This is a genomic window from Lacrimispora amygdalina (genome assembly GCF_900205965.1).
In the GTDB taxonomy this organism is placed as follows: Bacteria; Bacillota; Clostridia; order Lachnospirales; family Lachnospiraceae; genus Lacrimispora; species Lacrimispora amygdalina_A.
Genome location: NZ_OAOF01000002.1, coordinates 88,350 through 104,097, shown reverse-complemented (window position 1 = coordinate 104,097; position 15,748 = coordinate 88,350). Strand labels below are relative to the sequence as shown.

10 protein-coding genes are annotated in these 15,748 nt (G+C 42.4%); 9 read left to right on the top strand and 1 reads right to left on the bottom strand.

Annotated elements, in window-relative coordinates; all coding sequences use genetic code 11:
- Positions 1–270 precede the first annotated feature (270 nt).
- Complete coding sequence (locus tag CRO04_RS03290; RefSeq protein WP_097002804.1) at positions 271–2,919, top strand: glycoside hydrolase family 48 protein; 2,649 nt, start codon at positions 271–273, stop codon at positions 2,917–2,919.
- Positions 2,920–3,015: 96 nt separating this feature from the next.
- The gene (locus CRO04_RS03285; protein ID WP_097002803.1) at positions 3,016–5,658 is read left to right on the top strand and encodes a glycoside hydrolase family 9 protein; all 2,643 of its coding nucleotides are present in this window, start codon (positions 3,016–3,018) and stop codon (positions 5,656–5,658) included.
- A 97-nt stretch (positions 5,659–5,755) separates the two neighbouring features.
- Here CRO04_RS03285 and CRO04_RS03280 read toward each other — a convergent pair whose 3' ends face one another.
- The gene (locus tag CRO04_RS03280) at positions 5,756–6,916 is read right to left on the bottom strand and encodes an endo-1,4-beta-xylanase (RefSeq protein ID WP_097002802.1); all 1,161 of its coding nucleotides are present in this window, start codon (positions 6,914–6,916) and stop codon (positions 5,756–5,758) included.
- A gap of 310 nt (positions 6,917–7,226) precedes the next feature.
- Here CRO04_RS03280 and CRO04_RS03275 point away from each other — a divergent pair, with 310 nt between their 5' ends.
- The 7 genes from CRO04_RS03275 to CRO04_RS03245 all read left to right on the top strand — a co-directional run bounded on the left by CRO04_RS03275 (position 7,227) and on the right by CRO04_RS03245 (position 15,748).
- Positions 7,227–7,928 (top strand): response regulator transcription factor, encoded by a 702-nt coding sequence (locus CRO04_RS03275; RefSeq protein WP_097002801.1) that lies wholly within the window; start codon positions 7,227–7,229, stop codon positions 7,926–7,928.
- Positions 7,925–9,154, top strand: a complete 1,230-nt coding sequence (locus tag CRO04_RS03270) for a sensor histidine kinase (RefSeq protein ID WP_097002800.1) — start codon at positions 7,925–7,927, stop codon at positions 9,152–9,154. The genes CRO04_RS03275 and CRO04_RS03270 overlap by 4 nt, the downstream gene beginning before the upstream one ends.
- Before the next feature lie 61 nt (positions 9,155–9,215).
- Positions 9,216–9,911 carry an ABC transporter ATP-binding protein gene (locus tag CRO04_RS03265; protein ID WP_097002799.1) on the top strand — a complete coding sequence of 232 codons (696 nt, stop codon included), beginning with the start codon at positions 9,216–9,218 and terminating at the stop codon, positions 9,909–9,911.
- Positions 9,895–12,252 (top strand): ABC transporter permease, encoded by a 2,358-nt coding sequence (locus CRO04_RS03260; RefSeq protein ID WP_097002798.1) that lies wholly within the window; start codon positions 9,895–9,897, stop codon positions 12,250–12,252. Before CRO04_RS03265 ends, CRO04_RS03260 begins: the two co-directional genes overlap by 17 nt.
- Positions 12,253–12,423: 171 nt before the next feature.
- Positions 12,424–13,392, top strand: a complete 969-nt coding sequence (locus CRO04_RS03255; RefSeq protein ID WP_097002797.1) for a family 43 glycosylhydrolase — start codon at positions 12,424–12,426, stop codon at positions 13,390–13,392.
- Positions 13,393–13,454: 62 nt separating this feature from the next.
- Entirely contained in the window at positions 13,455–14,825 is a 1,371-nt protein-coding gene (locus CRO04_RS03250; RefSeq protein ID WP_097002796.1) for an ABC transporter substrate-binding protein, read from the top strand.
- A gap of 26 nt (positions 14,826–14,851) precedes the next feature.
- Entirely contained in the window at positions 14,852–15,748 is an 897-nt protein-coding gene (locus CRO04_RS03245) for a carbohydrate ABC transporter permease (protein ID WP_097002795.1), read from the top strand.

Here is a 15,748-nt window from a genome sequence, read left to right as displayed (position 1 = left end):
GAGTGCTGAAATTTGCTTTATTACATTTACGTTGCACCGTTTTATGCTTTGATTGCAGACGGATAAATGTGATAAAAGCAGACTTACTCAACGTATTCTTTCGGCACTTATGTTGGAATTCACTCGAAAAATCATATGCCAAAGACCAATGAGTCTCAACGTAAAGTACCCCAATTTTCAGCAAAGAGAGTAATTTCATTTAATAATTAATTTAAGTATTTTATCGTTTTGAAGACTCTGTTGATTTTTAGTATAAGTGGAGGTTATTAGATGATAAATAAAGAGTTATTAAAAGAGTCCACAGACATCTACCAGGAAAGGTTCCTGGAATTATGGGAGAAACTGCACGATTCCGAAAACGGATATTTCAGTTCGAAAGGAATTCCTTATCACTCGATAGAAACTTTGATGGTAGAAGCACCTGACTATGGTCATGTTACTACCAGTGAAACGTTGAGCTATTATATCTGGCTCGAGGCTATGTACGGAAAGTTTACCGGTGATTTTTCCGGATTTAAAGAAGCCTGGGATATTGCAGAAACTTATATGATTCCAACCGAAAAAGACCAGCCAAATAGCAGTATGTCCGGATACAATCCCAGTAAACCAGCAACCTATGCACCGGAATGGGAGCTTCCAAGTCTTTATCCCGCAAAATTGGACACTGGTGCAGCAGTTGGGAAGGATCCAATCTACAATGAATTGAAGTCCGCTTATGGCACTTCTACTATTTACGGAATGCACTGGCTGTTAGATGCAGATAACTGGTATGGTTTTGGCAGACGTGGGGATGGTGTGTCGGAACCGTCCTATATCAATACCTTCCAGAGAGGAAGGGAGGAATCTACCTGGGAAACAATTCCTCAGCCGTGCTGGGATGATATGCATTTCGGTGGTAAAAACGGATTCCTGGATCTGTTTACCGGTGACAGCAGCTATGCAAAACAGTTTAAGTATACCAATGCACCTGATGCAGATGCACGGGCAATTCAGGCGACATACTGGGCAGATAAGTGGGCCAGTGAATATGGGGTGGATCTTGGAAACTATATTGGCAAGGCCAGTAAAATGGGTGACTATTTAAGATACGCCATGTTTGATAAATATTTCCGTAAAATCGGCTCTCCGAATGCTGCTGGCAGCGGTTACGATGCGGCTCATTACCTGCTTTGCTGGTATTATGCATGGGGCGGCGGCGTAAACGCAAACTGGTCCTGGATCATTGGCTGCAGCCACAGCCATTTTGGTTATCAGAACCCTATGGCAGCCTGGATTTTGTCACAGGATGAGGAATTCAAACCAATTTCCCCAAATGGTGCAAATGATTGGGAGAAGAGCCTGGAGAGACAGCTGGAATTCTATCAGTGGCTGCAGTCCGAAGAAGGCGGTATCGCCGGCGGTGTCTCCAATTCCAATAACGGCCGTTATGAAAGCTGGCCGTCAAAAACCGCGACCTTTTATGGTATGGGTTATCAGGAACACCCTGTTTATGCTGATCCCGGAAGCAACCGATGGTTTGGATTCCAGGCATGGTCAATGCAGCGTGTAGCAGAGTATTTTTATAAAACAAAGGATTCCAAGGCAGAGGCCTTGCTGGAAAGATGGGTTAAATGGATTAAAACAGTAGTGAAACTGGAAGAGGATGGAACGTTTGCGATCCCTGATAATTTAGACTGGTCAGGTCAGCCTGAAACTTGGACAGGATCCTATACCGGAAATCCCAATCTGCATGTAGAAGTAAGCACCTATGGAACTGACCTCGGCGTAGCAGGCTCACTTGCCAATACCTTGCTGTATTACAGTAAAGCTTCTGGTGACGATGAGGCCAGAGTACTCGCCAAGGAATTATTAGACCGTATGTGGAACCTGTACAAAGATGACAAAGGACTTACCGTTCCGGAAAAAAGGAATGACTACAGCCGTTTCTTTGATCAGGAAGTCTATGTACCGGAGGGCTGGAAAGGAACCATGCCAAACGGAGACGAGATTAAACCAGGAGTTAAGTTTATAGATATCCGTTCTAAATATAAAGATGATCCTGATTTTAAGAAGGTTGAGGACGCATACAATAGCGGAACAGCTCCGGTATTAAGCTACCACCGCTTCTGGGCACAGTGTGATATTGCCATTGCCAACGGGGTATACTCCCTGCTGTTTGGAGAAGGCGGAGAACCGGTAAACAATTCATCTATTGACCCGACATCAGCTGTTTTTGACAAAAAGGCCGGTAATCAGCAAGACATTGAAATCACTCTTTCCTTAAACGGAAATACCTTTACAGGAATTAAAGAGGGAGATAAGTATTTAACAGAAGATGTGGAGTACACCTTAACCAATGATACAGTTGTATTGTTGAAAACTTATCTGGCAGAAAAAGAAATCGGGAAATTAAAGCTCACCTTTGATTTCAGCGCGGGGATTCATCCTGTACTTGTCGTGACTGTGAAAGATACTTCAATAGCTGCCGGGGACATTAACGTACAAATGTTTAATGGAGTTACGTCAGCGCAGACAAGTGCGATTGCACCGAAAATTAAAGTTTCCAACACTGGAAATACCAGTATTTCACTTTCAGATCTGAAACTTAGATACTATTACACCATAGATGGAGAAAAGGATCAGAGTTTCTGGTGTGACTGGTCTTCGGCCGGCAGCAGTAATGTAACTGGTACTTTTGTAAAAATGCCGGAAGCAAAGCCAGGAGCAGATTATTACCTGGAAATCGGATTTACGGATGAAGCGGGTGAACTGGCAGCAGGCCAGTCCGCTGAAGTCCAGGTAAGATTCTCTAAAAATGATTGGAGTAATTATACCCAGACGGGAGATTATTCATTTTCAGAATCAGGCAGCAGTTATCACGACAGTACAAAAATTACAGGATATATTTCTGGCAGCCTGAAATGGGGTATGGAACCGTAATGTAAGCGTGATAGCTTTCATATAAAAATTTCTGGCCCGAATATCAGAAAATTGTATTTGGGTCAGAATAATCAATAAGAACCCGGAGGTTTAGATATGAGAATTAAAAAGAATACCACGTCTGCGGCTCAGCCGGCAAAGGCAGAATCAAATTATAATTACGGAGAAGCGTTACAAAAAGCAATTATGTTTTATGAATTCCAGCGTTCCGGAAAGCTGCCTGCTGATATCAGGAATAACTGGAGAGGAGATTCTGGTTTGTCCGACGGTTCAGACGCAGGGATTGATTTAACCGGCGGCTGGTATGATGCAGGAGATCATGTAAAATTTAATCTTCCCATGGCTTATTCGGCTGCCATGCTCGCCTGGAGCGTATATGAGTCAGAGGAGGTCTTAAAAGAAAGCGGCCAGTTAGAGTATTTATTAAAGGAAATCAAATGGGTAACTGATTACCTTATAAAATGCCACCCTTCGGCAGATGTTTTTTACTACCAGGTAGGGAACGGCAATACGGATCATTCCTGGTGGGGGCCGGCAGAAGTAATGCAGATGGAAAGACCGTCCTATAAGGTAGATGTCAGCAGTCCTGGTTCTACAGTATCAGCGGCAGCAGCGGCAGCTCTGTCAGCAGCTGGTGTTATCTATGCTGATCGTGATCCCGATTATGCTAAAACCTGCATTCAACATGCGAAAGAGCTTTTTTCATTTGCTGACAAAACGAAGAGTGACAGCGGGTATACCGCAGCAAATGGTTTTTACACTTCCAGCAGCGGTTTCTATGATGAACTGTCCTGGTCCGGTGTATGGCTGTATTTAGCTACCAAAGATTCCGATTATCTGGACAAAGCAGAATCTTATGTGCCTAACTGGGGCACAGAATCTCAATCCACCACCATTTCCTATAAATGGGCGCAATGCTGGGATGATGTGCATTATGGCGCTGCTTTGCTTCTTGCAAGAATAACCGGAAAAGAGATATACAGGAACAGTATACAAATGCATCTGGATTACTGGTCAACGGGATATAACGGCAGCCGTATTTCCTATACACCAAAGGGTCTTGCCTGGCTGGATTCCTGGGGGGCTTTAAGATATGCGACCACCACGGCTTTTTTAGCCAGCGTTTATGCTGACTGGTCAGGATGCAGTGCAGAAAAGGCAGAGGCCTACAAGAAATTTGCGAAACAGCAGGTAGATTATGCTCTGGGAAGCAGCGGCCATAGTTTTGTGGTTGGTTATGGGAAAAATCCTCCAAAAAGACCTCACCACAGGACAGCACACAGTTCCTGGGCTGACAGCATGACCGTACCCGCATACCACAGGCATACCCTTTATGGGGCGTTGGCAGGAGGACCGGATAAAGATGACAGTTATACAGATGAAATTAATAACTATGTCAACAATGAAGTCGCCTGTGACTATAATGCGGGATTTGTGGGTGCACTTGCAAAGCTTTATGGAGAATATGGCGGAGATCCCATTGCAGACTTTACGGCAATGGAAGAAGTGACGAACGACGAATATTTTGTAGAAGCAGGAATTAACGCTTCAGGCAGCAATTTTATAGAAATCAAGGCTTTGATTTATAATTGCTCGGGCTGGCCTGCAAGGATGGGAGATCATTTATCATTTAAGTACTTTGTAGATATAACAGAGGCTGTTAATGCAGGCTACACAGCAGACGATTTTACAATAAAAGCAAATTATAACCAGGGAGCGGACGTATCAAGGCTATTGCCCTGGGATGAAGCTGGCAATATTTATTATGTGAATGTTGATTTTACCGGAACTAAGATTTATCCAGGAGGACAGTCTGCACACAAAAAAGAAATTCAGTTCCGGATCGCCGCACCAGAAAATATGAAATCCTGGGATAATTCCAATGATTATTCTTATACAGGATTAGACGGCGTAACTTCCGGAAAAGTTGTTAAGACGAACTATATTCCTGTATATGACGCAGGGGTAAAGGTATTCGGAGATGAGCCGGGAAGTTCACAGACCAGTTCTTCCATCAGTCCGGTAACTGGAACTTTTGACAAAAACAATCCTGAAGATGTATCGGTGACAGTTATATATAATGGAAATACCCTTGACAATATAAAAAATGGTACCGATTTGCTGGTGAAAGATAATGATTATGTAATTTCTGATAATATAGTTACTATTTTAAGCTCCTATCTGGCTGACAAATCCATTGGTAAATTAAAATTGGTCTTTGATTTCAGCGACGGGAATGATCCTGCTTTTACAATTACCATAACCGATAGCTCGGTAATAACTACGGGAGAGTTGAAAGTCCAGGCGTTTCATGTGAATATGGCCGAAACAGTAGGCAGCATTGCAGCAAAGATCAGGCTGTATAATACGGGAACCGGAGATATCAGCCTTTCTGATGTTAAATTAAGATATTATTATACAATTGACGGACAAAAAGAACAGCAATTCTGGTGTGACTGGTCTTCTGCGGGAACAGACAATGTGACAGGAACCTTTGTGAAAATGGGAGAGGTAAAGAATGGTGCCGATACCTATCTGGAGATTGGTTTTAAAGAAGGGTCAGGTATCCTTTCTGCGGCTGAATTCCTGGAATTGCAGGTGAGATTTGCAAAGTCAGACTGGACGAATTATATCCAGACAGACGATTATTCCTATCAGGGAGCAGGCTCCGATTATGCCGACTGTGATAAAATAACCGCTTACCTGGCCGGAAATCTTCAATGGGGGACAGAACCCTAATAGTTTGTGTCGGGCTAATTACCATTGATGAATAAGTATTAATAATCAGTGACAGGGCTGCCATAAGACAGTCCTGCCACTGATATAAAATTACTGCCTACCGGTTAAATGTATCGGTAAATGCATCCAGCGTTCTGTAATAGGAAGCTTTAGGAGTCCAGAGGTTTGAGAAGAGCAGAGGACTGTTTTCACGTCTCCAGGACACATCATCAGATAATCCCCACCAGGTAAAGCCTGTGATGTTGCCGCCATCCCGTTTAACTTCGCAGACTGCTTTCATAACGTCATATACATAAGCAGCCTGTTCTGATTCAGAGCCGGCTCCGGCATCAAATTCAGTAATCTGAATCTCTAAGCCTGCATTTTTAAATGCGGTATAGGCCTGCTTGAAATAAGAAGCACTTGGGAAGGTTGATGCAAGATGAGACTGTCCTCCTACACCATTACATATTTTTCTGTCTGAATTAACAAACTGAATGAGTTTAATGATATTATTAGCTTCCATATATTCATTGTAATCGTTGTAGAATAAGCTAACTTTATCGGTAAGTTTAAAATAACTTAATGTTTCATAAGCATAACGGAAGGCTGTTTTTACAAATTGCGGACTTGTTGAAACATTTCCATAAATTCTAACCCAGTCAGAATTAGATGGAGAATGAAGATATTCATTTACAACGTCCCAGGCATAAACAACACTGCCGTAATTGCTCAGATAGACGTGATTCATCACTGTCTTTATATAAAATTCCATACGTGCATTCATTGTGTTCTGATCCACATGATTTGCACCGGCGTTGTAGCCTGCCCGAAACAGCCAGGTTGGAGTCTGACTATGCCAGACAAGAGTGTGGGCCCGTACTCCCAGACCGTTTTCATAACAAATTTTTAATACCTTATCTACTGTATCAAAATTGATTCTCGGTACAGTAGGTTCTGTATAGCCGCTTGGAATATAGTATCCTAAGGATTTCGCTTCTGCGACTGATATCAGGTTCGGAGAACTGCCGAGCAGTGCATCCGGCTTCATTTCATTTTCAAGTGTGATACTATTGTACCGCTGCTTGATGATATTTAAAGTAGAAGAGTCCTGTAACTGGCGCAGGTTTACGCAAGTTCCTACCCGCTGGAATTTGGTTCCATATGTATTTAACAGATTCTGGTCGGGCGTTGCTGCCTGGGTGACCCCTAAGGATGAAACAGTAAGTGCAATTGCAGAAACAACAGTTACTAGTTTTTTTGTAAATGATCTTTTCATTTAACTACCCCCTTGTATATTTTTTGTTTATCTAAAAAGATTCTTTGAACGAGTATTGGTAATAACAGGTTTTGCAAACCCCGTTGGAATATTCCCCCTTTCTCTGCTCCTCTTTTTACCATTCCTGAGTTCAAAGTCTCTTTTGTTGAACTATTACTAAAATAACATACGATTGACTGGAAAATATTAAAATGTAACAATTACGATACTGTTCGTCATTTTTTCTGGGAAGTAATTGAAACATCAGGTCACATAAGGTATAACTATTACTGAGACCAGTAAAGAAAACCAGATACTTGGAGGTCATATTATGAACAGCAGAATTTTACTTTTGGAAGACGATATCAGTTTGGTGGATGGGTTAAAATATACATTAAAGCGGAATGGATTCGAAGTAGACCTTGTAAGAACAGTCAAAGAGGCAATGGACCGGCTCCCTCAAATCAGCCGGTATGATTTAATGATACTGGATGTGACGTTACCTGATGGAACAGGATTTGATGTCTGTGAAAATGTGAGGAAACAGGGCAATCACGTACCGATTCTTTTTTTGACTGCCTCAGATGAAGAGGTGAATGTCATCAGAGGGTTAGACAGCGGCGGTGATGATTATGTGACAAAGCCCTTTAAACTGGGAGAATTGTGTTCCAGAATCCGTGCACTGCTTCGCAGAAGCGGATTATCCAGTCATAATAATGAAAATGTATTGGAGCGCGGCGATATCTGGATCGATCTGCTGGGCAGCCGTGTGATTCTGAGAGAAAAAACGCTGGACTTAACAGGCGCGGAATACCGTCTGCTTTGTCTGCTGGTGAGGAATGCAGGCAGGGTAATAACACGCAGCACGATTTTAAATGAATTGTGGGACAGTACAGGTGATTATGTAGACGATAACACGCTATCGGTTTATGTGAGGCGGCTTCGTGAGAAGATTGAACATGACCCATCGCACCCGGAGCATCTGATCACAGTGCGTGGGTTCGGTTATCAATGGAATGAGGTATCTGCATGAATATCTTTCGTGATAAACAGGTAAAGGGTTTTGGTATCTTTCTTATTTTCTTCATTTTTCTGGTATTCCTCGCCGGGTTTGGATTGTCTGGGGTACAGAGCGAAATAGGGTTAAATTTATTCTTATCTCATGATAATGCGGTTGTGACTTCCCTCTTAGAACAGGGCGTCTCTGACGATGTGATTGCAGAAGCAATTACGAGCACGTCAGTAAGCGAAAGGGGAGGGGATTTCCTTTCCAGGATCGGTGTGACAGAACATACTGCTATCAGGTTTCTTCCTTTTGTTTCTGAATTTCAACGTTTTTCTGGTTTTTCCATGCTTCTGTTATGGGCGCTGCTGTCTATGGTACTCCTATACAGTATATTCCGGTTTTTATGGAAAAGGGAACAGCTTTATCTTCAGGCGGCAGATGTGATTGACCGCTTTATCGAAGGGGACTTTTCCTGCCATATGCCTCAGATGAATGAGGGAACCATCTATCGTCTGTTCGCGTTGACAGAACAGCTTTCCATGATTTTGCAGTCAAAAAATGAATCAGGACATAAAACAAAAGAGTTTTTGAAAAATACAATCTCAGATATATCCCATCAGCTGAAAACACCCCTAGCAGCTCTTATTATGTATTATGAAATTATATCCGATGAACCAGATAACATTAAAACAGTGAAAGAATATTCCCATAAGGCTGGTCTTGCGCTGAAACGAATGGAACAGCTGATTCAATCCATGTTAAAAATCACCCGTCTGGATGCGGGCAGTATTGTTTTTATAAAGGACCTGTGCAAAATATCGGAATTGGTTTCCCTGGCTACCGGTGAATTAACTACAAGAGCTGCCATTGAGGGGAAAGAGATTATTGTTGACAAATCTTCAGAAGAGACGGTAATCTGCGACAGGCAGTGGACAAGCGAAGCACTGGGGAATATCGTTAAAAATGCATTGGATCATACGGAGTTTGGTGGCAGAATCCGTATTTCATGGAAAAGAAGTCCTGCAATAACCCGTATTTTTATATCTGATGATGGGGATGGAATTGACGCAGAGGATTTACCACATATTTTTAAACGCTTTTACCGGAGCAGAAAATCGTTGGATACCCAGGGTGCAGGCCTTGGACTGTCACTTGCAAAATCCATTGTTGAAGGGCAGGACGGCATGATTTCCGTTTACAGCGATCAGCAGGAAGGAACTGTTTTTACTCTTTCCTTTCTTACGGATATGTAAGTTGTAATTCACCGGATCGTAAGGTGTATCTGCTATCCTTTTACGGAAAGGTGGTATTGAAATGGAGATATTAAACGTACATCATTTATCAAAGATTTATGGGAAAGGTGAAAATCAGGTGAATGCCCTGAAGGATGTTTCTTTTACCCTGGAGCAGGGAGAGTTTGCAGCTGTGGTGGGAGAATCGGGATCAGGCAAAAGCACACTGTTAAATTGCATCGGAGCCCTGGATTCCCCTACTTCCGGTCATATCTGTATAGCGGGGAAAGATCTGTTTTCCATGAAGGAAGAGCAGCGCACTATTTTCAGAAGGCGCAATATCGGCTTTGTATTTCAATCGTTTCAGCTGATTGCAGAACTGAGTGTTGAAGAGAATATCATGTTTCCCATACTTTTAGATTACCGCAAGCCGGACCCAACGGCTGTAGATGAAATATTAGAGGTCCTGGGACTGAAGGACCGCCGACATCACCTGCCCAATCAGTTATCCGGGGGACAGCAGCAGAGGGCAGCGATAGGAAGGGCGCTGATTACAAGACCAAAACTGATCCTTGCTGATGAGCCGACCGGGAATTTAGACAGTAAAAACAGTCAGGATGTGGTGGATCTGCTGGTCAGGGCTTCCCGCCACTATCGTCAGACGATTCTGATGATTACCCATAACAACAATCTGACTGTCTCTGCGGACCGTGTGCTCCGTGTATCGGATGGAATACTTACGGACTGGGGAGGAAATGAGAATGAAAAGTTATCTTGATCTTGTTTCGGTCTCTGCCAAAGTCCATAAAAGACAAAACCAAATGTCAGTGTTCTGTATTGTTCTGGCTGTATTTCTTGTTGCGGTTATATTTGGTATGGCCGATATGGCTATACGCAGTCAGATTATGCAGGTATATATGGAGGAGGGAAGCTGGCATGCGGCATTTAAAGGGTTAAGTGACGAAGAAGCAAGGATGATCTCTGCGCGTCCTGAAGTAACGGCTTCCTCCTGGTATGGAGTTCTTAACTATAACGGGGATCAGGGCTATACGTTAGAGGGGAAGAATGTTGTTATTTGCGGAAGTGAAGAAAGCTGGATTACAAAAATGCACATAGGAATTATTGCAGAAGGCGCATTTCCACAAAAAGACAATGAGGTTATGATAACAAAAAATGCGAAAACCATGCTGGGTCTGGATCTGGGAGATCCGGTTACAGTGGACGGGCCTGCAGGAGCAAGACTGCAATTTATAATTTCCGGTTTTTCGGAGGGGTCCGGCAAAACAATGGAGGAAGATTCCTACGGCATTTTTTTGACAACCGGTGAATTTCGTTCCCTGTACTCAACGGTTATAAATGGGGAAGCTGCTGATTATAACAGCCTCTATTATGTTCAGTTTTCCAGACACAGCAATATAAAAAGAGTAATCAGTGATATTAAAACCCAGTTTGGATTATCGGATCAGCTTTCATCTGAAAACACAAAACTCTTAGGCTTACTGGGTCAAAGCGGTAATTCTTTTATGATTCAGATTTATGGTTCGGCTGCTGTCTTATTTTTACTGGTTTTGCTTGCAGGCATAATGATGATAGCAAGCAGCCTTAACAGTAATGTTGCCCAGCGCACCCAGTTTTTCGGCATGATACGCTGTATTGGTGCAACGCCAAAACAGGTGATGCGGATTGTCCAGAGGGAAGCGCTTGGCTGGTGCAGGATAGCCATTCCGCTGGGAATTTCCATGGGAATTGTTGTGATCTGGATTTTATGTGCGATGCTTCGTTATCTCAGCCCAAAATACTTTGGCGGAATGGCTGTTTTTGGAATAAGCCTGCCTGCCATCTTATCGGGTATCTGTGTGGGGATTATGACCGTTTTTTTTGCTGCCCGTTCTCCTGCAAAAAGAGCTGCTGCAGTCTCTCCGCTTGCGGCTGTCTCTGGAACCAGAAATAATTTATCTCCAGTTCACAAAGCAGTAAGAACCCCGTTTAAGATAGAAACATCTCTTGGTATTCACCACGCCGTATCTGGTAAAAAGAATTTTCTATTAATGACAGGGTCGTTTTCTCTGAGTATTATTTTATTCCTTTCATTTTCCGTTACGGTTGATTTTATGCATCACTCGCTCAGACCATTAAAGCCGTGGACACCGGATATATCCATTGTAAGTCAGGATAACAGCTGCTCCATCAACAGTGTACTGTTAGACGAAGTCCGCAGGAATCCGGCGGTTAAGCGGGCATATGGACGTATGTTCGCTTATGATGTCCCTGCCTTAATAAACGGTGAGGTAAGAAAGGTTGATCTGATTTCATATGAGGAGAATCAATTTCATTGGGCAGAGGATTTTTTGTTAAGAGGCTCCGTTGATGAGGTTCAACAGGGAGAAAACAGCGGACTGATTGTATTTGACCGGCAGGATATCGTGAAGGTGGGTGATATAGTTACACTGCAGACAGGAAATAAATCTGCGACGATCAACATTACTGGTTCACTGTCTTCGGTTCCGTTTAATACTGCGCCCGGAGTGGGGACGATTATCTGTTCTGAGAATACATTCCGGCAGCTGACCGGCCAGACGGATTATACGATTATTGATCTGCAGCTGTCTAAGAATGTTTCAGACTCCGATGTTGACGAAATCCACCGACTGGCTGGAACAGGGGTTACATTTTCTGATAAACGGTCCGGCAACCGGAGTGTTATCGGTTCTTTTTACTCATTTGGAATATTCATTTATGGATTTATGACCGTGATTGCATTAATTACTATTTTTAACATTGTAAATAGTACAGCCATGAGTGTATCAGCCCGTATGAAACAGTATGGTGTTTTCCGCGCCATTGGACTGACTAACCGGCAGTTAATAAAAATGATTACTGCGGAGGCTTTCACTTATGCTATTATTGGAAGTATTTTTGGAGTTGCTATTGGGTTATTGCTGAATCGGTATCTGTATGCAAGTATGGTAACCTTTCATTGGGGGGAACAATGGAAGCTGCCATTTACAGAGATGACCGTTATAGTTGCAATTGTCATTTTATCTGTTATTTTAGCGGTGCAGGGTCCGGCAAAGCGGATTCGCAATATGTCTGTTGTGGATACCATCAGTAATTTATAGGTAGACGCATACATTTAGAAAACCGGAATGTTGCCCTTGAAAGCAATATTCCGGTTTTTTTATTTAGATTTTAAAAAAATAATTTAATAGTTTCTAAAATGACACTTGAGCTCAGATAAATTATGTTGTATAATATATACAAAAATAGAAAGTGAGATCAAAGATAAGTGTATGAAAAGACCAAATACATCAGATGTTGAGTTTAATACCCCGTTTATACGTCAGCGTGCCGATCCCTATATATTCCGGCATGATAACGGAACCTATTATTTCACAGCATCAGTACCGGAGTATGACAGAATTATTTTACGCAGTGCAGATACGATTAAGGGTTTACAGACTGCATACGAGCAAGTGATATGGTACAAACATGAAAGTGGTGACCAGGGAAGCCATATATGGGCGCCGGAGATTCATTACTTAAACGGCTGCTGGTACATCTATTATGCTGCGGGAGAAAAGGAAAACATTTGGGAGATCCGGCCTTATGTTCTGCAGTGTACCGGTCCAAATCCCATAACAGATCCGTGGAGAGAGCTGGGCAGAATGAAGGGATCAGACGAGGATCTCTTTACATTTCAGGATTTTTCACTGGATGCGACTGTTTTCCAGCATAAGAAGGAATTCTATATGGTCTGGGCAGAGAAAACCGGTACTGGAAAAAAGATATCCCAGTTGTATCTGTCTAAGATGGAGACACCCTGGAAACTATCAGGAGAACATATCCTTTTGTCCACTCCGGATTATGACTGGGAGCGGAAAGGTTTCTGGGTAAATGAGGGACCGGCGGTTTTAAAGCATGGCGGGCGGATTTATCTGACCTACTCTGCCAGCGATACGGGAAGTGATTACTGCATGGGCATGTTAACCATTGATGAGACCGAAGACATAATGGACCCACACGCATGGAAGAAATACCGAAAGCCTGTTTTATCGACAGATGAAGCAAAGCATATCTATGGGCCAGGCCATAATTCTTTTGTAAAAGGAGAAGATATGGTCACCGATTATTGTATTTATCATGGAAGAGAATATTGCGTAATAGAGGGAAATCCTCTGTATGATCCAAACCGGCACACTATGATCATGAAAATGAAGTGGAGTAAAGATGGGGAACCGGTGTTTTCTTTTGGTGTGTAATTTTTTGTCTAAATATTTAGAAAAAACTAAATTAATTTAATATAATGTAAAGGAGAAACAATATGAAGCGTAAATTATCAATTTTTCTGGCTGGTGCCGTAACAGCGGCGATGGTTTTATCTGGATGCAGTTCCGCAGCAGGAACAGGTCCAAAAGCTGATGCAGAGGAATCTGCTGCAGATGACAAAAAAGAAGTAGTCAATACAGTAGGTCCGGATTCAGGTACGCATATGAATATGTGGTCGTTTGTTGAACTGCATAATACATTTTATGCGGATATGCTGGAAAGATGGAATAAAGAGAATCCGGACCGGCAGATTCAGATTACCTTTACAACTTATCCGTTTGCCGATATGCATAATAAACTGATTATGGCATTACAGACCGGGCAGGGCGCTCCGGATCTGTGTGATGTGGAGATTGGTCAGTTTCCCAACTTCCTTCAGGGAGATGTTCAGCTTTATCCGTTGAACGATGCAATAAAACCATATGAGAGTGATCTGGTACAATCCAGATTAGATGTTTATTCAAAAGATGGGAACTATTATGGTGCGCCTACCCATGTAGGAGCTACAGTCATGTATTACAATACGGAAATTTTGGATCAGTATGGAATTGATTATACAAAGATAAAGACATGGGATGACTACACGGAAGCAGGAAAAAAATTAAAAGAGGCCTCAGATGGAAAAGTAAAGATGACCAGTGTGGATACTGGCGGGATTGACTGGATGTCTATTGCAATGTCTGAATATGGAGAAGACTGGGCAGCCGGTAAGGATGGCACCCTGAACGTAGAACTGGAATCCGTGAGAAATATGCTTACCATGCAGCAGGGCTGGCTGACAGACGAGATTGCCATGATCTCACCGGCCGGGCATGTTGATTTAGAAGAAGGATTCCAGAATATACTGGACGGTAATATTGCATCCTTTCCAAAAGCATTATGGTATATGAGCCGCTTTTTAAATTATATGCCTGAGATGAAAGGAAAGATAGCTATGGCTCCATTGCCGGTATTTAAAGAGGGTCAGAACCGTTCTGTGGGTATTGGAGGAACTGGAACTGTAGTAACAAAACAATCTTCAGATCCGGAACTGGCAGCAGATTTTATTACATATGCAAAATGTTCTTCAGAAGGAAGCGGTCAGATTTGGGAGCAGCTTGGTTTTGATGTATGTAATACCAAACTATGGACAGATGATACGGTAACGAAGGATTCTTCCAATAAATATATCAGTTTTTTTAAGACAAATCCTTTTGACGTTTTAAATGAGGTTAAATCAGAAATTAATACCTTAAGCATTACAAAGATGACTCCTTCCATCAATGATTATTTCTGTACAACTACCTTAAACGAAGTTCTGGAGGATGGGAAAGACGTAGATGAGGCTTTAAAAGAAGCCCAGGATTATCTGGAACTGGAAGAGTAGTTCGTGATACAGTGGAGGGGAAATGAATGAAATTTAAACGGATCTTCTATTCACAGAAAGCAGCTCCTTTTATATTTGTGCTGCCTTTCATATTGAGTTTTTCAATATTCTGGATTTATCCTCTGTTCAGTACGGTTAAAATGAGTTTTCAAAATATTCTTCCGGGGCAGATTGAATGGATCGGGTTAGCAAATTATGGGAAGCTGTTTAGAGACACTACGTTTCATACAGCTGTTAAAAACAGCCTTACTTATATGTTCTTTTCAATTGTATTACTGATTCCTTTTCCGATGATGTATGCTGTTTTAATGGACAGCAATCTGGTCAGGGCAAAAGGATTCTGGAAAGGGGCTTTGTACTTGCCTGCCCTAACATCAGTCGTAATTTCTGGTACATTATTCCGTCTGATGTTTTCGGAACTTCCAACGGGCCAGATGAATGTTATCCTCAGCTATCTGGGGAAGGCACCGATTCCCTGGCTGAAAGAAAAAAATTCTGCAATGTTTGCACTATTAATCCTTTGCTGCTGGAGGTGGACCGGCGTGAATATGCTGTATTTCTTATCCGGTCTTAAAAGCATTGATACCACCCTGTACGAATCTGCATCCATAGATGGGGCAACTGCCTGGAACAAATTCCGTTATATTACCATTCCTCTGCTGAGACCAACCACAATCTATGTACTGACCATCAGCGTCTATGCAGGATTATCCATGTTTCTGGAAAGTTTTATGCTGTGGGCAGGCAATGCTTCGCCGAAAAACATTGGACTTACCATTGTCGGTTATCTTTATAAAAGAGGAATTGAAAAGAATCAGATGGGATATGCCTCGGCTGTAGGTCTGACTCTTCTTGCGATGGCTCTTATCATTAATGTGGTCCAGCTGATTCTCAACGGGACCTTTAAAGAGGAGGAAAAATAA

Coding starts and splice junctions, on each gene's coding strand:
- CRO04_RS03285 (WP_097002803.1), top strand. CDS start 3,016: ATGAGAATTAAAAAGAATACCACGTCTGCGGCTCAGCCGGCAAAGGCA.
- CRO04_RS03245 (WP_097002795.1), top strand. CDS start 14,852: ATGAAATTTAAACGGATCTTCTATTCACAGAAAGCAGCTCCTTTTATA.
- CRO04_RS03265 (WP_097002799.1), top strand. CDS start 9,216: ATGGAGATATTAAACGTACATCATTTATCAAAGATTTATGGGAAAGGT.
- CRO04_RS03260 (WP_097002798.1), top strand. CDS start 9,895: ATGAAAAGTTATCTTGATCTTGTTTCGGTCTCTGCCAAAGTCCATAAA.
- CRO04_RS03255 (WP_097002797.1), top strand. CDS start 12,424: ATGAAAAGACCAAATACATCAGATGTTGAGTTTAATACCCCGTTTATA.
- CRO04_RS03290 (WP_097002804.1), top strand. CDS start 271: ATGATAAATAAAGAGTTATTAAAAGAGTCCACAGACATCTACCAGGAA.
- CRO04_RS03270 (WP_097002800.1), top strand. CDS start 7,925: ATGAATATCTTTCGTGATAAACAGGTAAAGGGTTTTGGTATCTTTCTT.
- CRO04_RS03280 (WP_097002802.1), bottom strand. CDS start 6,916: ATGAAAAGATCATTTACAAAAAAACTAGTAACTGTTGTTTCTGCAATT.
- CRO04_RS03275 (WP_097002801.1), top strand. CDS start 7,227: ATGAACAGCAGAATTTTACTTTTGGAAGACGATATCAGTTTGGTGGAT.
- CRO04_RS03250 (WP_097002796.1), top strand. CDS start 13,455: ATGAAGCGTAAATTATCAATTTTTCTGGCTGGTGCCGTAACAGCGGCG.